Source organism: Ruegeria sp. HKCCD7303 (assembly GCF_013111185.1).
Classification (GTDB): Bacteria; Pseudomonadota; Alphaproteobacteria; order Rhodobacterales; family Rhodobacteraceae; genus Ruegeria.
The window spans coordinates 703,359-723,752 of sequence record NZ_WVRE01000002.1; the positions used below are offsets into that span (position 1 = coordinate 703,359).

The window sequence follows — 20,394 nt, forward strand, 5'->3', positions numbered from 1 at the left end:
CTATGTTCGTTGCCCTCGGCATCACGCTTTTTTACATCATTTTTGTCTGGCTCATCTTCTTCAAGCTGGAACTTCTGAAATTCAATATTGCCTGGGGCATCGTCTCGTTCTGGGTGGGCGCGCATCTGCTGCTGATCTTTCTGGTGGCGCTTCGGTTTTTTCAGCCCTTCTCGGCAGACAGCCACGTGGTGCGTTCGACCATACAGATCGTGCCCAAACTGACGCAGCCAACAATATTGACCGAGGTACTGGTCGAGCCGAACACTCAAGTCACAAAAGGCGATCCGCTTTATCGCTTTGATGACACGGTGTTTTCTCTGGCGGTGGACAATGCAAAGGCCCAACTGGTCGCGGCCGAGCAGAATGCCAAAATCCTGGAACAGGATGTGATCGCGTCGACCGAAGCTGTAGAACGCGCAAACGCGCAACTAGCCTATGCGCAGACCCAACAAGCCCGCTATGAGAACCTGGTGCCCGCTGGCGGAGCGCGGCAAGACGATCTGGACCGTTGGAACGAGCAGGTGACCGAAGATCTGGCTGCCGTCAAACAAGCGCAGGCCAATCTGGAAAAGGCACAACTGGCTGTGGAATCGCAGATTGACGGCGTGAACACGGGTATTCTTCAGGCTCAGGCCCAATTGGCCGAGGCCGAGTACTTTCTGGAAAACACCACCATCTATGCGCCTGAAAACGGGATGATCGTGTCACAGCAGGCACGTCCCGGTCTGGTTGTCGGCGACGTCCGATTGGGCGCAATCGCGAGCTTCGTGACCGAAGACAACCCCTATATCCTTGCCACCTTCCGTCAACAGAACCTGAAATTTGTCGAACCAGGACAAGAGGTTGAAGTAGCGCTGGACCTCTATCCCGGTGAAATCCTGACGGGCAAGGTCGAGGCGATCTGGTGGGCCACCCGGCAAGGGCAACTCATCCCGTCGGGCCGCCTGCCGGGTTTTGAACTGCCCAAACTGCCCGGTCGGATTGCCGTACAGATCACGGTCGACTTGCCTGAAGGCCACACTTTCCCCGCTGGTGGCCATGCGGCCGTAGCGATCTATACCGGTATGGGCAAAAGCTTTGAGTTCCTGAGGCGCATCAATATCCGCCTCTATTCCTTCGCCAACTTCATCCGCCCGCTGGATATCTGAGGATGCGCGCCATGACACTCCGCCGGTTGCTGGGAACTGCCCTTTGCGCTGCTAGTCTGGTGGCTTGTGCGCCAGTGGGGCCGGATTTCGTGCGCCCGAACTCTCCGGTCGTGAAGCAATGGATCGAGGTGAACACCCCCAGCACCGGCCAAAGCGGCCTGACATCGCGCAGCGCGCCCGTGGTGAAATGGTGGGAGACGTTCAATGACCCCACCCTCAACAAGCTGATTGCGGAAGCTTATGCGCAAAACCTGACCCTTCAGGTTGCGGGTGCACGTGTGTTGCAGGCCCGTGCACAGTTGGGCATCGCATTTGGTGAGCTTTACCCGCAATCCCAGGCCATTGGCGGGTCGTTGCAGCGACGGCAGATCAGCGACAATCTTGGACCCATTGCCGATATCAACCGCATCATTCCGCTGGATACCGAATTCTCGACCTCGCAAGTCGGCTTCGATGCCCAGTGGGAGCTGGACGTCTGGGGCGCACAGCGGCGCGGGGTGCAGGCCGCGCGGTCTAATCTGGCACTTCAGGTGGCCAATTACGACGACGCTTTGGTGACACTGACCGGGGATGTGGCGGCCTTGTACGTCAATATTCGTGCGTTACAGGAGTCGCTTGCGGTCGCCCGCGAAAACATCAAGTTGCAGCAGGAATCTGCAGATCTGACCCAATTGCGTTTCAACAACGGTGTCACCACCGAGTTGGACGTGCAGGAGTCTACCGCCCTTCTCAACAACACCAAAGCTTTGGTGCCCGAGCTGGAAAGTGACCTGCAACAAACCAAGAATGCCCTGGCCGTGCTGCTGGGTGTCACGCCGTCCCGGATGACCAGTTTGTTGGGGAACTCGGGCCGCATCCCGTCCGCGCGGACAAATGTGGCTGTGGGTGTACCCGCCGAACTGCTGCGCCGCCGCCCGGATGTGCGGGCCGCGGAGCTGGCCGCAGCAACGCAATCCGCGCAAGTTGGTATCGCGATGGCGGATCTGTATCCGCAATTCGTTCTGTCGGGGGCAATTGGCCTACAGGCTTCGGGCGGGCGCGACCTGTTCAGTGGCAACAGCACCACCGGTCTGGCCAGCGCCGGTGTGGTCTGGAACGTGCTGAACTATGGCCGCATCAAGAACAATGTCCGCGCGCAGGATGCCGCCTATCAGGCGCTGATCGCCAATTACCAGAACACCGTGCTGACTGCGTATTCCGAGGTTGAAAGCGCCATGGTCGCTTATGCGCAGGCACGCAAACAGGTTGGGTTCTATCAGCAAAGCGTCGACGCTTCGCGCAAGGCGGCTGAGATTGCAGTCAGCCAGTACACGGACGGCATTGCCAGCTATTCGCGCATTCTGAACACGCAAACCGCGCTGCTACGCTCACAAGCCAATCTAATCGAAGCGCGTCAGCAAGTGTCCAGCAATCTGGTCGCGGTTTACAAAGGTTTAGGCGGCGGTTGGCAGATCCGTCAAAATCAGGAGTTTCTGCCCGAGACCGTCTTGGCCGAAATGGCCTATCGTACCGACTGGGGGGATCTGCTGCAGAAAACCCCAACCGGTGCCAGCCTGAACTGAACCTACTTTGTCAGACCGCGCAGCCCGCCTGAGATCAGGATATTGACCTCATAAAGGATACGCGGCGCGGCCAACCCGCCGGGGCTGGCCAGATAATTCGGGCTCCATTCCGGGTCGAACTTCTGCTTGAAGCTGCGCAAGCCTTCGAAATGATAAAACTGTTCGCCGTGCTCATAAACGAACCCGCCGATCCGGTTCCAGAGCGAGGCATGTTGCCGGTTTTCTATGCCTGAAAACGGAGCGGCCCCCAGCGAGAACCAGTGAAAGCCCTGTTCCGCGCCCCAAACCATCATTTCGGCAAACAGTGCATCCATCACAAAGCTGGGGCTGTCCGGCTCATACCGCATCAGGTCCAGCGACAGTTCGGATTTGTTGCCGCCTTGGAATAGGTTGGCGAACGCCTTGATCTTGCCTGTGTTTCCATCGCGCAATACCGCGTGGTCGAAATAAGACAGGTACTGATCGTCAAAGCCTCCAAGCGCAAATCCTTTTTCGGCACCGGCCTTTTGCTCGAGCCAATGATCTGAAATCTCGCGTAATTCCGGCAGAACCGGTGCCAGTTTTTCTTTTGGGATAATCTCGAACACATAGCCTTCCCGCTCGGCCCTGTTCTTGGCCTGCCGGAACCGTTTGCGCGACTTTCCGTCCAGCGAGAAATCTTGCAGCGGCACCCGCGCGACCTCACCAATTTTCAGGATCGACAGGCCCAAATCCAAAAAGGTCGGCAGGTATTTGGTCGAGACACTATAGAACGCGCACAGCTTTCCTTCACGGTCCGCCATTTCCCGAAGCTGCCAGATCAATTGGCGGCCAGCGGCCTCATCCCCTACTGGCTCTCCTTTTGAGATCACCGCGTTGCCCGTATCGGCGTAAGCGATGAAGGCCGTTTCATCCGGTGAGATCAGGAATTGCTTGTCACCGGTCAACGAGATCTGGGATTCAGTATCATCACTCTCCATCACCAGACGCTCGACGACCTCGGGAATTTCGGTGCGTTGCGGTGTCGGGATCTCACGCCCAAACAATGAGTTCACAGCGACCACGCCAACGATCACGGCAACAACGAGGCTCGAGCGTAAAAAGCGAGAGGCGTCGCCATTCCATGCAAACTCCCACCACAAAGCGTTTTGGTATTCCACATGGGAATACGCGAACAGCCCGATCCAGAAGATCACGGCAAGCAGCACCACGACACTGATCAGCCATGGGATGTTCAGGCGGAAAATTGATGCCCCACTGACCCGGTAAAACACGCCACGGAACAAGGCCAAAACGCCTATCGTTCCCAACATCGACACCGCTTCGTGCATGTCTAAGCCCTTGGCAAGCGAGGCAAAGAATCCTGCCACCATCAGCAACATCGCAACTATCCAAGCGCGGTAGAGCTTGCGGAACAATCCGCGTGACACCAGCAAAAGCAGAACTCCGATGGCGCTTCCTACCAGATGCGAGGCTTCGACAAAGGACAGCGGCAAAACGTCTTTCAAAACACCAAGGTTCTGTGAACCGGCAGGCAGCGCCCCTGACACCAGCAGGATCACCCCGGCCACCGCTGCGACTCCGGCGGCAACAATGGGCACCATGGGGCGGATGGCCCGGTATACCCAGGTCGCGGCCCCACTTATCCTTTGGCGTTGCGTCAGCGCCGACGCTACCGCAATTGACAGGCTCGCAACAACAAACGGGACAAACGTGTAAACCACACGATAGAGCAGCAGCGCGGCAATAACATCCGACCGCCCCGATGCACCCAGCCCCGCGATCAGCGTAGCCTCGAACACGCCAATCCCGCCCGGAGCGTGGCTGAGGATGCCCACAGCAATGGCCGCGATATAGATTGTGAAGAAGTACGGATAGCCAACCCCCAGATCGTCCGGCATCAGAACATAGAGCACCATGGACGCGCCAAACAGATCGCCGATCGCGGCCAGCGTCAGAAGGCTGGCAAGCTTTCCACCCGGCAAATCGAAACCAACGCCTGCGAAGGACAACCGCCTGCCCCCGCGCGACAGCCAAATAAACAGGACGACCAATGCCCCCAGCAGCGACAGCCCGATGGCTGTTTCCACCGTCGGGCTGACCGGCACCACCTTGGATATGCCGTCAGGATGCAGGGTCAACAGCAGGCCCAGTATCAACACCAGCCCCATCCAGAACGCCACCCAAGAGGTCGCGATTACTCCGGCCACACGTCCCAGATCCAGCCCCAGCGACGCATAAATCCGGTACCGGATCGCAGTACCGGTGATGTAGGAAAAGCCAAGGCAATTTGATACGGCGTAACCACTTGCCCCTGCCATTCCAGCCACAGGCAAGGGCACTTTGCCCTCTGCCACGCTTTGCACCGCAAAAACATCATAGAGCGACAGAGAAAGAAAGCTGAACGCCGTCCAGCAAAGCGCGAATAGCATCAGCTTCCATGACGTTCCAGCGATATCGGTCTGCACATCCGACCATTTCACATGCGCCGACAGATCGTGCAAAACAGTCAGGGCGATTGCGGTGATCACAACGGGTATTGCGATGCGCAGCCAAGGCTTTTCCAGCATCGCCGTCATACGTTCCGCCCAATGCACAGCCAGAGGTTCGTCAGTTTTCTGCGAAGTGGTCATCCTGCACGTCCCTGCCTGTTTGCCGCGCCAGACAGTCTGCTGAATATTCAGACATCATCTGCCCTAAAACTCTGACACAAATTGTTTTCATCTCAAAGTGCTAGAGCCGCCCCTTGCGCGTGGACAGCAGCAAATTCGTCTCGGATCGCGTGATACCGTCAAAGCGGCGGATTTGAAACAGGACCTCATCCAGCTCGGCCAAGGTTTCGGTACTGATTTCTGCGATCAGATCCCAGCTGCCATTGGTCGAATGTATTGCTGTCACCTGCCGCAAGGCTGCTATCCGCGCCATGACGCGTTCTGTCCCGCGCCCTTCAATCTCAAGCATCATCAAACCGCGTACCGGGCTTTGCGCCAGATCCCTGCGAGTCAGGACAGTGAAACCGACGATTTCTCCGGATTGTTTCAGGCGCTGCAACCGACTGCGCACCGTGGTGCGCGTTACACCCAGCGTTTCCGAAAGCTCGGACAGACTGGCACGCGCATCACGTTGCAACGCATTGAGCAGTCTATTATCCAAATCGTCCATATCTTTTTCTCGTTAAGGATTTTCTCGACCCATTTTGAGCAATTTGCTGCCTTCACGCAAGACACTCTGCCAGCCTAAATGGACACATGGACATGAAGAAAATAATTCTCATCGGCGCGCCAATGGACGCTGGAAAACGTCGTCAGGGATGCCGGATGGGTCCGGACGCTTATCGTGTGGCCGGGCTGCAAGAAGCTTTGACCGATCTTGGCCATTCTGTTCAGGACCAGGGCGACGTGACCCCCGAAGAAACTGGCATGCCCGAACACCCGCATCTTTTTGCCCTGCCGGAATGTGTCGGCTGGACTCGGGCTCTTAGCCAAGCTGCACAAGCGGCCGCTGGTCGGGGCGTGCCCATCTTTATGGGCGGTGATCACGCGCTGTCCATGGGCACTGTCGCGGGCATGGCAGCCTACGCCGATCAGGTGGATCGGCCTTTGTTTGTGTTGTGGTTGGACGCGCATAGCGACTTTCACACACCGGACAGCACAGGCAGCGGCAACCTGCACGGAACTCCCGTGGCATATTTTGCTGGAAGACCGGGTTTTGACGCTTTCCCGCCCTTGCCTGCGGTGGTCCCGACGGATCGCGTTGGCATGATCGGCCTACGCTCTGTCGATCCGGCTGAGCGGCTGGCGTTGGAACAGAATCACGCGATGTTGGCCGACATGCGCAGCATCGACGAACACGGGATCAAGGCCCCTTTGATGGCCTTTCTGGAACGTGTGCGCGCAGAAAACGCTCTGCTGCACGTGTCGCTGGACGTCGACTTCCTCGATCCCGCTATAGCTCCAGCCGTAGGTACAACGGTTCCAGGCGGAGCGACCGAGCGCGAAGCCCATCTGGCGATGGAGCTGCTACATGAGAGCGGGCTGGTCAGTTCGCTGGATCTTGTTGAATTGAACCCGTTTCTGGATGAACGCGGTCGCACCGCCAAACTTATGGTCGATCTGGCCGCCTCACTTATGGGCCGCCGCATCTTTGACCGCCCCACCCGGAGTTTCTGATGACCCAACCTTCTGACAAGGCCCTCGTGCCGTTTGTATCCGTCGACAACATGATGCGATTGGTTCATCACATCGGCGTCGAACAGATGATCACGCAGATCGCCGCACAGATCGAAGCCGATTTCAAACGTTGGGAGAGCTTCGACAAAACCCCACGCATTCCGGCGCATTCACCGCATGGTGTGATCGAGCTGATGCCAACCTCGGATGGTGAGGCCTACGGCTTCAAATACGTGAACGGCCATCCCAAAAATACTTCGGAAGGTTTGCAAACGGTCACGGCCTTTGGTCTGTTGGCGGATGTTTATACCGGCTATCCAACACTGCTGACCGAAATGACGCTGCTGACCGCACTGCGCACAGCGGCAACCTCGGCACTGGTCGGGCGCTATCTCGCCCCGACAAACGCAACCACCATGGCAATGATCGGCAACGGCGCGCAGTCTGAATTCCAGTGTCTGGCATTTAAGGCAATGTGCGGCATCAGTACAGTCCGGCTCTACGACACTGACCCTAACGCAACCGCAAAATGTTCGAAAAACCTGCGGGGCAAGGGTTTGACTGTTGTTCCCTGCACGACGCCAGAAGAGGCCATCGAAGGTGCCCAGATCGTCACCACCTGCACGGCAGACAAAAAATACGCAACCATCCTGACCGACAACATGGTTGGCCCCGGTGTTCACATCAATGCCATCGGTGGCGACTGTCCGGGCAAAACAGAACTGCACCGCGATATCCTGCTCCGCTCGGACATTTTCGTTGAATACCCGGAACAGACCCGTATCGAAGGAGAAATTCAGGCGCTGGACGAGGATCATCCGGTGACCGAGATGTGGCAGGTCATCAACGGTACCGCCAAAGGGCGCGTAGATGATCGCCAGATTACGTTGTTCGACAGCGTAGGTTTCGCGATCGAAGATTTCTCGGCCCTGCGCTATGTGAAACAAGCGATTGAAGGCACAGGTTTCTTTGAGCCTTTGGACATGCTGGCCGATCCGGATGATCCGCGCGATCTGTTCGGAATGCTGATGCGAGCCGGGTAAAACGCAGTCATGGGGGCTCTGCCCCCGCCGCGCTGCGCGCGCCTCCCCCGAGGTATTTTCGGCCAGATGAAGATCGGATCCCTTGCTTCATCTGGCCCAAAAATACCTCGGAGCGCGAGGCAGAGCCTCGCTCCCCTGCTAACCCGCAAGCGACGGCAGGTAGAGAACAATCCCCGGGAATGCCACAAGCAATGCGATGGTCATCGCATCGGCGATGAAAAACGGCGTCACGCCTTTAAACACATCCTGAACGCTCAGGTCCGGGCGCACCCCGGCCACGACAAAGCAGTTCAGCCCAATGGGCGGCGTGATCAGGCAGAACTCGGCCATCTTGACCACCAAAATACCAAACCAGATGGCGCACATCGGGCCGGACATGCCAAAGGCGCTGTCGGCTGCGCTCACAGTTTCACCTCCGTTCAGCGCCATGACCGCTGGATAGACGACGGGCAATGTCAGCAACAGCATCCCGATTGCATCCATGAACATGCCCAGCACCGCATAGGCCAGAAGGATGCAGATCAGGATCATCATCGGGGACATCTCAAGCCCGGTAATCCAGTCGGAAAACGCACCAGGAAGGTCTGCGAAGCCAAGAAACCGCACATAGATCAGAACGCCCCAGATGATCGAGAAGATCATGGCCGTCAGCTTGGCCGTTTCCAAAAGCGCGGATTTGAATTCCTTCCAGCGCATTCCATGAAACAGGGCGAAACAGAACACAATGAAGGCCCCGATTGCGCCGCCTTCCGTAGGGGTGCCCCAGGCTTTGTCTCCGAACGGGTTGTAGACAAAGCAAATGATGATCAGGATCACGGCCACAATCGGAATGGCGCCTGGTAAAGCGGAAAAACGCTCTTTCCAGGTGAAGCCAGTAACAGGTGGACCGACGGTTTTGAAGATCACTGCAATCCCGACAATCAGCAGGCCATAGATGATTGCAGAGAACGCACCCGGTATGAATCCGGCCAGCAGCAGCTTGCCGACATCCTGCTCGACGATGATGGCGTAGATCACCAGAATGGCCGAGGGTGGGATAAGCGAGGCCAGTGTTCCACCCGCAGCGACAACACCCGCTGCAAAGCGTTTGTTATACCCCACCTTCAACATCTCAGGGATAGCAATGCGAGCAAAGACGGCAGATGTGGCAACCGATGCCCCGGATACGGCAGCAAAACCGGCGGTGGCGAAAATTGTGGACACGGCGAGCCCACCCGGAACCCAGGCCACCCAGCGTTTGGCGGCTTCGAATAATGCGCGCGTCAGGCCAGCATAGTAGGCCAGATAGCCAATCAGGATAAAGGTCGGGATCAGGCTGAGCGTATGAGCTGCAACCTTAGAATGCGGAACCTGCCCCGCGGTCTTGACCGCAACCGTCAAGGCTTTGCCAAACCGGTCCGGGTCATAGCCAAACTTGGCCCAGAATATCCAGACCAGCCCAACCAATCCCGCCAGCCCTGCTGCGAAAGCCACTCGCATGCCGGCAACGACCAGAACCAGCAGACCGCCTGTGACCCATAGGCCAATATCAATCGTGTCCATGTTCTAGTCCTGCCCTTCGAACTGTTCGGCCTCAGCCGCCGCTTGGGCCGCAGCATCCTGAAGAAGCGGTACCGCCACAGGGGTCTCGAGTCCCAGCACAAATGCACGCCCATAGCCCCACACCTGAAGCACCAGCCGCGCGCACAACACTGAAAACGCCACGGGCGCTAACAGCTTGGCCGGCCACAAGGGAATACCGATGTCGATGGAACTGTCTCTGCTCCAGAGCGGCGCACCAAAGTCGAAGGACCGGTCGAAATGGGACCAACTGCCCCACACAAGTGCCAGCATCAACACCAAGATCAGAAGGACCGAGATCAGCTCGAACAGCCACAAGGCCCGGCCGTGAAGCCGCGAGATGACGATATCCATGCGGATATGCCCGCCGTCGCGCTGCACAAAAGAGATGCCCAGGAAAGCAATCAGTGGCATCGCCTGTTCGATCCAGTCGACATAACCGGGCAACGGCGCGTTGAACGCGTTGCGCCCGCTGACCGAAACGACGGCCAGAACCATCAATCCGAAAACCGCTATGCCGCTGATCAATGCAAGAAAGCGTTCAAGCTTTAACAAATGCCGGTCCAGCTGGCTTAGACGGCTACCGTCTTCCAGCACCGTGGCCTGTCCTGCCATTCCGGTGGTTCCTTGTTCTTGAAAGTGAACCGGGCACCCGACGGGGCACCCGGTCTAAAAGATCAGTTACCGCCGCGCTGCTGCTTCAAAGTGGTTTGAACCAGATCATACAGGTCTTGCGCCGGCAGCCCCTGTTCCGTCATGTCTGCAATCCATTTCTCTCGGATCGGATCTGCGGCTTTGGTGCGGAATTCCTCGATCACGGCGTCGTCGATCATCACCTTCTGCACACCCTTTTCTTCGAGGACACTGTCCCACTGTTCGAGCAGACCGCCATAGTTCGCCAGGTAGTGATCAATCGCCTCGTCAATTGAGCTGTCCAGCGCTTCGCGATGCTCGGCAGGCAGTGCTTCATAGGCGTCGATATTCACAACCACGGGACAGTTCACCGTGCCAGGGTTCAGGTTGGCCGTCCACCAATCAGCCTCGTTGATCGTGCCGAAAGACAAGTGTGCATGCTGGGCGAAGGCCACTGTATCCACAACACCCGATTCCATTGCATTATAAGCTTCGGTTGCCGGGACTGAAGTTGGCACACCACCCACAGCCTCGAACGCTTGGCCCAAACCGCCCGTTGCACGGACACGCATTCCGTCGAACTTAGCCAATTGGTCGCGGGGTTCGCCCGTACCCACGATATTATACTGCGGCATGGGCGAGGTCATGATGATACGGGCATTCCACTGCGCCATCTCATCTTTGACCGCCGGGTGATCATATACAGCGTGGCTTACAGCAACCTCTTCTTCAAGATTGTTTACACCAAGGAACGGCAGTTCCAGAACGGTGATCGCCCGGTTCTTGTCGCGGTGATAGCCAGCGCAGAACTGAGCCATTTCAAAGGCCCCGATTTCGATACCATCCAGGTTTTCGCGTGGCTTGGACAGGCCACCATAGCTGACATTGATCGTGAACTCTCCATTTGTCTTTTCGCTGACAAGCTCGGAAAGCTTTTCGACATGTTCCGTAAATGCGCGGCGCTTGCCCCAGACGGATGCATTCCACTCGGTCGCGGCAGCCTCGCTGACAAACGCAAAGCTCAAGGCGGCGACGGCAGCACCGCTCAACATATTTTTCATGATTTTGTCTCCCTTTGGTGCGCCTCTTCCCGAAGCGCTTGCAACGAAGCTAGCGCCAACATTCGGATGTGCCAACCCTCAGGGTCGCATGTGTTCCTAGATCCGAGACCACAAGGAACACCTGGCCAAGTTTGCCGACCGTAGAAACGCGCGAAACCACCAGGAGTAATCGTTACATTTATGTCTCTGTTAAATAGTAATTTATTCAATCTAGACCGAAAATTTTTACAAAAATAAGCAACGCGCCGAAATTTCTTTACAAACAAATCCAAAGATTACGGCAATTTATTTATTTATTTTCTGAACCCGGTAATACTTTGACCGGGGAGGAACGGGATCGACTTTGCTGAACAATCGGGCAAAAACGACCCAACGTAATCCAGTCCAGAGGGAGGAGCCTCAAAGATGACCACCGCTGCCCAGGCAGATGCCAAGACCTATCCGCCATCCGCAGACACTGTTGCTCGTGCACATGTCGATGCTGCGAAATACGCAGACATGTACGCCGCCTCAATCTCTGACCCCGACACGTTTTGGGGTGAGCAAGGCAAGCGCGTCGATTGGATCAAGCCCTTCTCACAGGTAAAGGACGTCAACTACGACTTCGGATCGGTCAAGATCAACTGGTATGCCGATGGCACGCTAAACGTTTCGGCCAACTGCTTGGACCGCCATCTAAAGACACGTGGCGACCAAACAGCCATCATCTGGGAGCCGGACGATCCAAATGATCCGGCGCAGCATATTTCTTACGCCGAACTGCACCGCCGCACATGCCGGATGGCCAATATTCTGGAATCGCTGGGCGTGCGCAAAGGCGACCGTGTTGTCATCTACCTGCCGATGATCCCCGAGGCCGCTTATGCAATGCTAGCCTGCGCACGGATCGGCGCCATTCACTCGATCGTTTTCGCTGGCTTTTCGCCCGACGCGCTGGCGGCGCGGATCAATGGCTGCGACGCCAAGGTTGTGATCACAGCGGATGAAGCGCCACGTGGCGGCCGCAAGACACCGCTTAAGTCAAACGCCGATGCCGCCCTGCTGCACTGCAAGGACTCAGTGAAGTGCCTTGTCGTCAAGCGCACTGGCGGACAGACCACATGGATCGACGGACGCGACTATGACTACAACGAAATGGCGCTTGAGGCGGACGACTACTGCGCGCCCGCCGAGATGAACGCCGAAGATCCGCTGTTCATTCTTTATACATCCGGTTCAACCGGACAGCCCAAGGGCGTTGTGCACACCACCGGCGGCTATCTGGTTTATGCCTCGATGACGCATGAGATTACCTTCGATTACCACGAAGGCGACGTGTACTGGTGCACGGCGGACGTCGGCTGGGTCACCGGACACAGCTATATCGTCTATGGCCCGCTGGCCAATGGTGCGACCACGTTGATGTTCGAAGGCGTTCCGACCTTCCCAGATGCTTCGCGCTTTTGGCAGGTCTGTGAAAAGCACAAAGTGAACCAGTTCTACACCGCGCCAACCGCGATCCGTGCGCTGATGGGACAGGGCAACGAGTTTGTCGAGAAATGCGACCTGAGCGATCTGCGCACACTGGGCACTGTGGGTGAGCCGATCAACCCCGAAGCCTGGAACTGGTACAATGACGTCGTCGGCAAGGGCAAATGCCCGATCGTTGACACATGGTGGCAAACGGAAACCGGCGGTCACTTGATGACCCCCCTGCCCGGCGCACACGCAATGAAGCCCGGCTCGGCCATGAAGCCCTTCTTTGGGATTGAGCCTGTCGTTCTGGACCCTCAGTCGGGTATCGAGATCGAGGGCAACGGCGTCGAGGGTGTTCTGTGTATCAAAGACAGCTGGCCCGGTCAGATGCGCACCGTCTGGGGCGATCATGAGCGGTTCGAGAAGACCTATTTCTCGGACTATAAAGGCTACTACTTCACCGGTGACGGCTGCCGCCGTGACGAAGATGGTGACTATTGGATCACCGGCCGCGTCGATGACGTGATCAACGTGTCCGGTCACCGCATGGGCACTGCCGAAGTCGAAAGCGCGCTGGTCGCTCATGCCGCAGTCGCTGAGGCTGCCGTGGTCGGCTATCCCCATGAAATCAAAGGACAAGGCATCTATTGCTACGTCACCTTGATGAATGACCGCGAGCCTTCGGATGAGCTGCTGAAAGAGCTGCGCACCTGGGTCCGCACGGAAATCGGCCCGATTGCCTCGCCGGATGTGATCCAGTGGGCCCCTGGCCTGCCCAAAACACGTTCGGGCAAAATCATGCGCCGTATCCTGCGCAAGATTGCCGAGAACGACTTTGGCAGCCTGGGTGACACGTCGACACTGGCCGACCCGTCGGTTGTCGAAGACCTGATCGAAAACCGTGCGAATAAGTGAGGACGTGATGGACGCTGCCACGATCACCACTCCCGCCGTTCTGATCCTTCTCGGCCCTCCGGGCGCCGGGAAGGGCACACAGGCGCGAATGCTGGAAGAGAAATTCGGGCTGGTTCAACTCAGCACCGGTGACCTGCTGCGCGAGGCCGTTGCGGCGGGTACAGAAGCTGGTCTTGCTGCCAAAGCCGTCATGGAAGCGGGCGATCTGGTCAGTGACGACATCGTCATCGCCATCCTGCGTGACCGCATGGCGCAACCAGATTGCGCCAAGGGTGTCATTCTGGACGGCTTCCCTCGCACTACGGTTCAGGCCGAAGCGCTGGACGGACTGCTTGCGTCGAACAATCAGAAGATCAACGCCGCGATCAGTCTTGAGGTCGAAGACGCTGAAATGGTGATCCGCATCTCGGGTCGCTACACCTGCGCCGGCTGTGGCGAAGGCTATCACGACACGTTCAAAAAGCCTGTCGAAGACGGCAAATGCGACAAGTGCGGTCACACTGAATTCAAGCGCCGTGCGGATGACAATGCCGAAACCGTGGCATCAAGGTTGGCAGCCTATCACGCGCAAACAGCGCCATTGATCACCTATTACAAAGGCCATGGCGTGCTGCAACGCACCAACGCCATGGGCAAGATTGAAGACATCGCCCGCGACCTGGAGGAAATCGTCAGCGGCGCGATGAAGTAAGGGGAGGAGATCGGCCGCAAGGCCTTGATCCTTAAAAGAATACTTCAATGAACCGCCTTGGCGGAACAGAGAAGTTTTGCCGGACGTCACGGGGCGTTTGGTACAATCGAGAAGCGGTCCGCGTCACTGGAGGAATTGGGCACGGGCCGCCCAACGAGGAAGCGAAGGAGGAACCCGCGATGGCGGATCATTCAACAAACTCCGCGCAGGCGTCCGAAGCCGATAAGGGCTATTGGCAAGCCAACCTGCGCCTCATTTACATCAGCCTCGCAATCTGGGCGCTGGTGTCGTTTGGATTCGGCATTCTGCTGCGTCCATTGCTGTCGGGGATCGCCGTTGGCGGAACCGATCTGGGCTTTTGGTTCGCACAACAGGGATCGATCCTGGTCTTCTTGGTGCTGATCTTCAACTACGCCTGGCGCATGAACAAGCTGGACGCCGAATTCGGCGTAGACGAAGAATAAGGGAGAGCGGGGATTATGGATCAGTTTACCATCAACCTGCTGTTTGTTGGCGCATCATTCGCGCTATACATCGGCATCGCGATCTGGGCCCGCGCGGGTTCCACATCGGAGTTCTACGCCGCCGGTCGCGGCGTTCACCCGGTCACCAACGGTATGGCGACAGCGGCGGACTGGATGTCTGCGGCCTCGTTCATCTCGATGGCGGGCCTGATTGCCTTTACCGGCTATGACAACTCGACATTCCTGATGGGTTGGACCGGTGGCTACGTGCTGCTGGCTCTGCTGCTTGCGCCTTACCTGCGCAAGTTCGGCAAATACACTGTCTCGGAATTCATCGGCGACCGTTTCTACAGCCAGACCGCACGCGTTGTTGCGGTGATCTGTCTGATCGTTGCGTCGGTGACCTACGTTATCGGTCAGATGACCGGTGTTGGCGTGGCCTTTGGCCGCTTCCTTGAGGTGTCGAACACGTCCGGTCTACTGATCGGTGCTTGTGTGGTCTTTGCCTACGCGGTGTTTGGCGGGATGAAAGGTGTGACATACACCCAGGTTGCTCAGTACTGCGTGCTGATCACAGCCTACACCATCCCGGCGATCTTCATCTCGCTGCAGCTGACCGGCACGCCGATCCCTGCTCTGGGTCTGTTTGGTGACACCGCAAGCGGTGAGCCCCTGCTGACCAAGCTGGATGCAATCGTGACCGAGCTGGGCTTCAACGAGTACACCGCCCACCATTCGAACACGCTGAACATGGTTCTGTTCACGCTGTCGCTGATGATCGGTACCGCCGGTCTGCCGCACGTGATCATGCGCTTCTTCACCGTGCCGAAAGTATCTGACGCACGTTGGTCGGCTGGCTGGACTCTGGTCTTCATCGCGCTGCTGTACCTGACCGCCCCTGCGGTTGGCGCAATGGCACGTCTGAACATCACCGACATGATGTGGCCCAATGGTGGCATCGAAGGTGGCGCTGTCTCGGTCGAGGAAATCGACACCGATCCGCGCTATGACTGGATGAAAACCTGGCAGAAAACCGGTCTTCTGGATTGGGAAGACAAGAACGGTGACGGCAAAATCCAGTACTACAATGACAAGTCCGAAGCCATGGCTTCCATTGCGGAAGAAAACGGCTGGGTCGGTAACGAGCTGACCAAGTTCAACCGTGACATCCTGGTTCTGGCCAACCCCGAAATCGCCAACCTGCCGGGTTGGGTGATCGGTCTGGTCGCTGCCGGTGGTCTTGCGGCTGCTCTGTCAACCGCTGCGGGTCTTTTGCTAGCGATTTCGTCAGCGGTGTCCCACGACCTTGTCAAAGGTGCGATCAACCCGCAAATCTCTGAAAAGGGTGAATTGCTGGCTGCTCGTATCGCAATGGCCGTCGCCATCGTTGTCGCAACCTACTTGGGTCTGAACCCACCCGGATTTGCGGCGCAAACCGTGGCCCTGGCCTTTGGTCTTGCGGCAGCCTCGATCTTCCCGGCGCTGATGATGGGGATCTTCTCGACCCGCATCAACAACACCGGCGCGGTTGCAGGTATGCTGGCTGGTCTGGTTGTGACCCTGGTCTACATCTTCCTGCACAAGGGCTGGTTGTTCATTCCGGGTACCAACTCGTTCACCGATGCTGACCCGCTGCTGGGTCCGATCAAGTCGACCTCGTTCGGCGCAATCGGTGCGATGATCAACTTTGCGGTTGCCTACGTTGTTGCAGGCGCGACCAAAGAGACTCCGCAGGAGATCAAGGATCTGGTCGAAAGCGTACGCATTCCCCGTGGTGCGGGCGCAGCTCAGAACAAATGAGCTTGATGCGGTCGTTGGTTCTTGCCTTCGACCGCGTCTTTCGATCCACTGTTCCCGCCCAGCACATCACTGGGCGGGATTTTTTAACCAGAACACCGGAGACGACACATGCCCCTGTCCCATGACGAAATAGCCCGGTTTCTGAAATCCGTTCATCCCTATGACGCGTTGCCTTCCGACGCCCTGGATCAGATCGTCAAACAGATCGAGGTCTGGGAAGTTGAGGAAGACGCCTCGGTCTATGAGCTGGGCCACAAGTTACCCGGGGTGTTCGTGATCTATGAAGGACAGGTCGAAATTACCGATGAGAACGGTGCCATCGTCTCTCATCTGGGTCTGCGCAATTCCTTTGGCGAAAGGGGCCTGCTGAAAGACGGCAAAGCCGCCACCAAAGCCCGCGCGCATACGCCGTCAGTTCTAATGGTTCTGCCACCGGATCTGGTCCGGAGTTTGATCGATAACCATGATGTTGTGGCAAAGTTCTTTGACCGCACACGTGGCGACCGCAGTGGTCCGCAAAGCCTGGCTACCAGTTCGATCGACGTATTGATGGCGCATAACCCGGCCACCTGCCCCGCTGACACGTCGGTTCAGGACGCCGCGCGGATCATGCGCGACAAACATATTTCGTCGCTCTGCATCACGGACGGTGAAAGCTTGCAGGGCATTGCGACCCTGCGGGATATCTCGGGCAAATACGTTGCAGACGGCCTACCCGCCTCCACGCCCATTTCTGAAATCATGACCGCGAACCCGGTTACATTGTCGCCCAGCGATATCGGGTCGGATGTGCTGCACATCATGATGGAGCGCGGCATTGGCCATATCCCGATCTCCGAAGGCGGTCGGCTGGTCGGGATCGTGACGCAGACCGATCTGACCCATTATCAGGCCGTGAACTCGGCCGAGCTGGTGCGCCGCATTGCGCAGGCTGACACGGCCGAAGAAATGGCACGCGTGACCGAAGAAATCCCGCAGCTTCTTGTGCAACTGGTTGCTGGCGGAAACCGGCACGAAATTGTCACCCGACTGATCACCGATATCGCGGATACAGCCACGCGGCGCCTATTAGCGCTCGCCGAAGCTGAACTGGGCCCGCCCCCGGTTCCGTATCTGTGGCTGGCTTGCGGATCGCAAGGTCGGCAGGAACAAACCGGCGTATCGGATCAGGACAACTGTCTGATGCTGGATGACAATGTGACCGACGCAGACATGGCCTATTTCACCAAGCTGGCGAAATTCGTCTCGGACGGGTTGGACATTTGCGGGTATTTCTACTGCCCCGGCGACATGATGGCGACCAATCCGCGCTGGTGTCAGCCGGTGCGCGTCTGGCGCGATTATTTCACAGGATGGATCGCCAAGCCAAACCCAGAGGCGCAGATGCTGGCCTCGGTTATGTTCGATCTGCGCCCTATCGGCGGCGCGTTTGAGCTGTTTGCCGACCTTCAGGCCGACACACTGGCAGCGGCCAGAGCGAACTCGATCTTTGTGGCGCATATGATTTCGAACTCGCTGAAACACACGCCCCCGCTTGGCCTGCTGCGCGGGTTCGCCACCATTCGCTCGGGCGAACACCGCAATACGCTAGACCTCAAACACAATGGTGTTGTGCCCGTCGTAGATCTGGCCCGGATATACACGTTGCAGGGCGAGCTGACCGAAGCCAACACCCGTGCCCGCCTGAAAGCGGCCGAGGCCAGCGGTGTCCTCAGCCCGTCTGGGGCTCGGGATCTGCTGGACGCTTACGACCTGATCGCTGAAACCCGGCTGGAGCATCAGGTTCGGCTGGTTAAATCAGGTGAAAAACCCGACAATTATCTGCCGCCGTCCGATCTTTCGGACTTTGAGCGAAGTCATCTACGCGATGCATTTGTTGTGGTAAAAACAATGCAATCGGCGGTTGGCCACGGCAAGGGTATGCTGGGCTAAGACCCCCTAGAACGGAGAGACCACATGTTTCTGGAATTGATCGGCACTATCTTTGCGGGCTTCGCGTTTGCGGGCGTCGTGCTTGTGCTGAACAAGCTGACCGGTGGGCGCTTGCCGAAATGGACCACTCCGGTTGCGGCGGGTCTGGGCATGATCGGCATGACCATTGCCAGCGAGTATTCCTGGTATGACCGCACACGCGATCAACTGCCGGATGAAATGGCCATCGTGCAAGAGGTCGAAAGCCGTGCTTTCTATCGCCCCTGGACATACGCGGTGCCCTTCGTCGATCGTTTTGCCGCCATTGACACGATATCGGTTCGCAGCAATGAAAATGTTCCAGATCAAAGACTTGTCGACCTATACTTTTTTGGCCGCTGGGCTCCAGTTTCAAAAGTGCCGGTAGCTGTCAACTGTGTTGAAAATAGCCGCGCCAATCTAGCAGACGGTGCTGAATTCGCTGATGACGGTCGGTTGATTAACGCGGACTGGATTTCAGCCGAGGCCAACGATCCAATCATCGAGACCACCTGCGGGGTCTGATCATGCTCACCAATTTGAGCCTTAGGCTCAGGATTTTTTTATTCTTCTGCTTGCTGGCATTCGGCGGGATTGCGATCAGCGCAGTTGCGCTGTGGATTTCCTATGCCCGCGCAGGAAATCCCGACCTTTTGGGTGACTTCATTTTTGCAGAAATCCTAATCGCGTTTGGGCTGCTGGCTTTGATCGCAGGTGTCTGGCTGCTGTTTGACGACAATATTGCCAAGCCAATTGAACGCCTGTCGGCCCAATTACGGGCCCGAGCGCATGCCGGGGTCAGTACGGATCTGGACATGCAGGCTGCGCGCTATCTGGGGGATCTGGCCCCCGCAGCGGCAGGTCTGGCGGAACAACTCGCGTCAAACGCCATGCGAACCGCCGAAGCCGTAGCATCGGAAACTGCGTACTTAGCAGCAGAGAAACAACGTCTCACCGCCCTGCTGACCGAGATACCGGTCGCTATGTTGCTGGCCAGCCCAAAGCATCAGATTGTGCTGTATGATGGTCAGGCCGCCGAGGTTCTGGCCCAGATTGCACATCCTCGACTGAACGCGTCGCTTTTCGAGTACATCGAGGCCACAGGCCTGACGGATGCCTATGCCAAAATGGGAAAAACCGGCAAAGACGTGTATTGCACGCTGAACAGCGTAGATGGCCGGCAAACCTATTCTGCGCGGATGAAGCCCTTGGGCGACGCGCCCGGCTACATGCTGGTCTTCGAAGACAGTGCCGCCCAAATGTCCCCTGATGAGGCGCGGCCTCTGGTTTACGATTTTGAGCTGCTCGACACGCCAGGGGATGACGCGTTTGAAAATCGCACCTTGTCGGATCTGTGTTTCGTCGTCTTCGACACCGAGACCACCGGACTGCTTCCTCATAAAGATGAAATCGTTCAGATCGGCGCGGTGCGCGTGCTCAACGGCAAGATCGTTCAGGGTGAACATTTGGACATGCTGGTGGATCCCGGCATTCCGATACCACCTGCTTCGACCAAAGTGCACAAGGTCAGTGACCGTATGGTTCAGGGCGCACCCGACATCACTGAGGCCGGGCGCGTATTTCATCAGTTCGCCCGCGACGCGGTGATCGTGGCGCATAACGCACCCTTCGATATGGCGTTCCTGCGTCGTCACGCCAAGCGGATGGAGGTCGAATGGGATCACCCGATCCTCGACACGGTTCTGCTGTCTGCCGTGCTGTTCGGAGCCAGCGACACACACACGCTGGACGCGCTGTGTGAACGGCTGGAAATCACGATCCCCGAGGCCCTGCGCCACACTGCGCTGGGCGATGCGGTCGCCACGGCCGAAGCGCTGGTCAAGATGCTGCCGATTCTGCAGGCACGCGGCATGACGACCTTCGGTGAAGTCATAATCGAAACACGAAAACACGGGCGCTTGCTGGAAGACCTGAACTGACAGCTTAAATTGCAAGCAGCAGTC

At 57.5% G+C, this 20,394-nt stretch carries 16 protein-coding genes; 11 read left to right on the plus strand and 5 right to left on the minus strand.

All coding sequences use genetic code 11. The features are described 5' to 3' along the window. Window positions 1–2: 2 nt before the first annotated feature. A complete protein-coding gene (locus GS630_RS08075; protein ID WP_171234103.1) occupies window positions 3–1,148 on the plus strand; it encodes an HlyD family secretion protein in 1,146 nt (381 codons plus the stop codon). Between the two features lie 11 nt (window positions 1,149–1,159). Then, on the plus strand, window positions 1,160–2,710 hold the full coding sequence (locus tag GS630_RS08080) for an efflux transporter outer membrane subunit (protein WP_253285852.1): 1,551 nt from the start codon (window positions 1,160–1,162) through the stop codon (window positions 2,708–2,710). 2 nt (window positions 2,711–2,712) lie between these two features. On the opposite strand, the gene mprF is transcribed toward GS630_RS08080, so the two are convergent. Both mprF and GS630_RS08090 read right to left on the minus strand, forming a co-directional pair. Beyond that, entirely contained in the window at window positions 2,713–5,322 is a 2,610-nt protein-coding gene (gene mprF / locus GS630_RS08085) for a bifunctional lysylphosphatidylglycerol flippase/synthetase MprF (RefSeq protein WP_171619206.1), read from the minus strand. Between the two features lie 100 nt (window positions 5,323–5,422). Then, window positions 5,423–5,851 carry an Lrp/AsnC family transcriptional regulator gene (locus GS630_RS08090; RefSeq protein ID WP_171174517.1) on the minus strand — a complete coding sequence of 143 codons (429 nt, stop codon included), beginning with the start codon at window positions 5,849–5,851 and terminating at the stop codon, window positions 5,423–5,425. 86 nt (window positions 5,852–5,937) lie between these two features. On the opposite strand from GS630_RS08090, the gene rocF reads away from it, so the two are divergent. Further along, window positions 5,938–6,858: an arginase gene (gene rocF, locus GS630_RS08095; protein WP_171619208.1), complete on the plus strand. Its 921-nt coding sequence runs from the start codon at window positions 5,938–5,940 to the stop codon at window positions 6,856–6,858. Next, window positions 6,858–7,901, plus strand: a complete 1,044-nt coding sequence (locus tag GS630_RS08100) for an ornithine cyclodeaminase (RefSeq protein WP_171174521.1) — start codon at window positions 6,858–6,860, stop codon at window positions 7,899–7,901. Before rocF ends, GS630_RS08100 begins: the two co-directional genes overlap by 1 nt. A gap of 138 nt (window positions 7,902–8,039) precedes the next feature. Here GS630_RS08100 and GS630_RS08105 read toward each other — a convergent pair whose 3' ends face one another. From GS630_RS08105 to dctP, 3 genes are all read right to left on the minus strand, one after another. Beyond that, the gene (locus GS630_RS08105) at window positions 8,040–9,443 is read right to left on the minus strand and encodes a TRAP transporter large permease (protein WP_171619210.1); all 1,404 of its coding nucleotides are present in this window, start codon (window positions 9,441–9,443) and stop codon (window positions 8,040–8,042) included. Window positions 9,444–9,446: 3 nt separating this feature from the next. Continuing rightward, on the minus strand, window positions 9,447–10,076 hold the full coding sequence (locus tag GS630_RS08110; protein WP_171174525.1) for a TRAP transporter small permease: 630 nt from the start codon (window positions 10,074–10,076) through the stop codon (window positions 9,447–9,449). A gap of 62 nt (window positions 10,077–10,138) precedes the next feature. Beyond that, a complete protein-coding gene (gene dctP, locus GS630_RS08115; protein ID WP_171174527.1) occupies window positions 10,139–11,155 on the minus strand; it encodes a TRAP transporter substrate-binding protein DctP in 1,017 nt (338 codons plus the stop codon). A 405-nt stretch (window positions 11,156–11,560) separates the two neighbouring features. Between dctP and acs the strand changes: the two genes are divergently transcribed. From acs to GS630_RS08150, 7 genes are all read left to right on the plus strand, one after another. Then, window positions 11,561–13,525 carry an acetate--CoA ligase gene (gene acs, locus GS630_RS08120; protein WP_171619212.1) on the plus strand — a complete coding sequence of 655 codons (1,965 nt, stop codon included), beginning with the start codon at window positions 11,561–11,563 and terminating at the stop codon, window positions 13,523–13,525. Between the two features lie 7 nt (window positions 13,526–13,532). Continuing rightward, the gene (locus GS630_RS08125) at window positions 13,533–14,216 is read left to right on the plus strand and encodes an adenylate kinase (RefSeq protein WP_171619214.1); all 684 of its coding nucleotides are present in this window, start codon (window positions 13,533–13,535) and stop codon (window positions 14,214–14,216) included. Window positions 14,217–14,395: 179 nt separating this feature from the next. Continuing rightward, the gene (locus GS630_RS08130; RefSeq protein ID WP_171174533.1) at window positions 14,396–14,680 is read left to right on the plus strand and encodes a DUF4212 domain-containing protein; all 285 of its coding nucleotides are present in this window, start codon (window positions 14,396–14,398) and stop codon (window positions 14,678–14,680) included. Window positions 14,681–14,695: 15 nt separating this feature from the next. After that, entirely contained in the window at window positions 14,696–16,480 is a 1,785-nt protein-coding gene (locus GS630_RS08135; RefSeq protein ID WP_171174535.1) for a sodium:solute symporter family protein, read from the plus strand. 108 nt (window positions 16,481–16,588) lie between these two features. Continuing rightward, complete coding sequence (locus tag GS630_RS08140) at window positions 16,589–18,412, plus strand: DUF294 nucleotidyltransferase-like domain-containing protein (protein WP_171619216.1); 1,824 nt, start codon at window positions 16,589–16,591, stop codon at window positions 18,410–18,412. A 24-nt stretch (window positions 18,413–18,436) separates the two neighbouring features. Beyond that, window positions 18,437–18,955 (plus strand): hypothetical protein, encoded by a 519-nt coding sequence (locus GS630_RS08145; RefSeq protein ID WP_171234094.1) that lies wholly within the window; start codon window positions 18,437–18,439, stop codon window positions 18,953–18,955. Between the two features lie 2 nt (window positions 18,956–18,957). Beyond that, a complete protein-coding gene (locus GS630_RS08150) occupies window positions 18,958–20,370 on the plus strand; it encodes an exonuclease domain-containing protein (RefSeq protein WP_171619217.1) in 1,413 nt (470 codons plus the stop codon). Window positions 20,371–20,394: the final 24 nt, after the last annotated feature.

What these genes read in the sequence shown, in the direction of transcription:
- GS630_RS08110 (WP_171174525.1), bottom strand. Translation starts at nt 10,076, where the DNA reads ATGGCAGGACAGGCCACGGTGCTGGAAGACGGTAGCCGTCTAAGCCAG.
- GS630_RS08125 (WP_171619214.1), top strand. Translation starts at nt 13,533, where the DNA reads ATGGACGCTGCCACGATCACCACTCCCGCCGTTCTGATCCTTCTCGGC.
- GS630_RS08130 (WP_171174533.1), top strand. Translation starts at nt 14,396, where the DNA reads ATGGCGGATCATTCAACAAACTCCGCGCAGGCGTCCGAAGCCGATAAG.
- GS630_RS08075 (WP_171234103.1), top strand. Translation starts at nt 3, where the DNA reads ATGTTCGTTGCCCTCGGCATCACGCTTTTTTACATCATTTTTGTCTGG.
- GS630_RS08090 (WP_171174517.1), bottom strand. Translation starts at nt 5,851, where the DNA reads ATGGACGATTTGGATAATAGACTGCTCAATGCGTTGCAACGTGATGCG.
- mprF (WP_171619206.1), bottom strand. Translation starts at nt 5,322, where the DNA reads ATGACCACTTCGCAGAAAACTGACGAACCTCTGGCTGTGCATTGGGCG.
- GS630_RS08105 (WP_171619210.1), bottom strand. Translation starts at nt 9,443, where the DNA reads ATGGACACGATTGATATTGGCCTATGGGTCACAGGCGGTCTGCTGGTT.
- GS630_RS08080 (WP_253285852.1), top strand. Translation starts at nt 1,160, where the DNA reads ATGACACTCCGCCGGTTGCTGGGAACTGCCCTTTGCGCTGCTAGTCTG.
- GS630_RS08100 (WP_171174521.1), top strand. Translation starts at nt 6,858, where the DNA reads ATGACCCAACCTTCTGACAAGGCCCTCGTGCCGTTTGTATCCGTCGAC.
- GS630_RS08150 (WP_171619217.1), top strand. Translation starts at nt 18,958, where the DNA reads ATGCTCACCAATTTGAGCCTTAGGCTCAGGATTTTTTTATTCTTCTGC.
- rocF (WP_171619208.1), top strand. Translation starts at nt 5,938, where the DNA reads ATGGACATGAAGAAAATAATTCTCATCGGCGCGCCAATGGACGCTGGA.
- acs (WP_171619212.1), top strand. Translation starts at nt 11,561, where the DNA reads ATGACCACCGCTGCCCAGGCAGATGCCAAGACCTATCCGCCATCCGCA.
- GS630_RS08140 (WP_171619216.1), top strand. Translation starts at nt 16,589, where the DNA reads ATGCCCCTGTCCCATGACGAAATAGCCCGGTTTCTGAAATCCGTTCAT.
- GS630_RS08135 (WP_171174535.1), top strand. Translation starts at nt 14,696, where the DNA reads ATGGATCAGTTTACCATCAACCTGCTGTTTGTTGGCGCATCATTCGCG.
- GS630_RS08145 (WP_171234094.1), top strand. Translation starts at nt 18,437, where the DNA reads ATGTTTCTGGAATTGATCGGCACTATCTTTGCGGGCTTCGCGTTTGCG.
- dctP (WP_171174527.1), bottom strand. Translation starts at nt 11,155, where the DNA reads ATGAAAAATATGTTGAGCGGTGCTGCCGTCGCCGCCTTGAGCTTTGCG.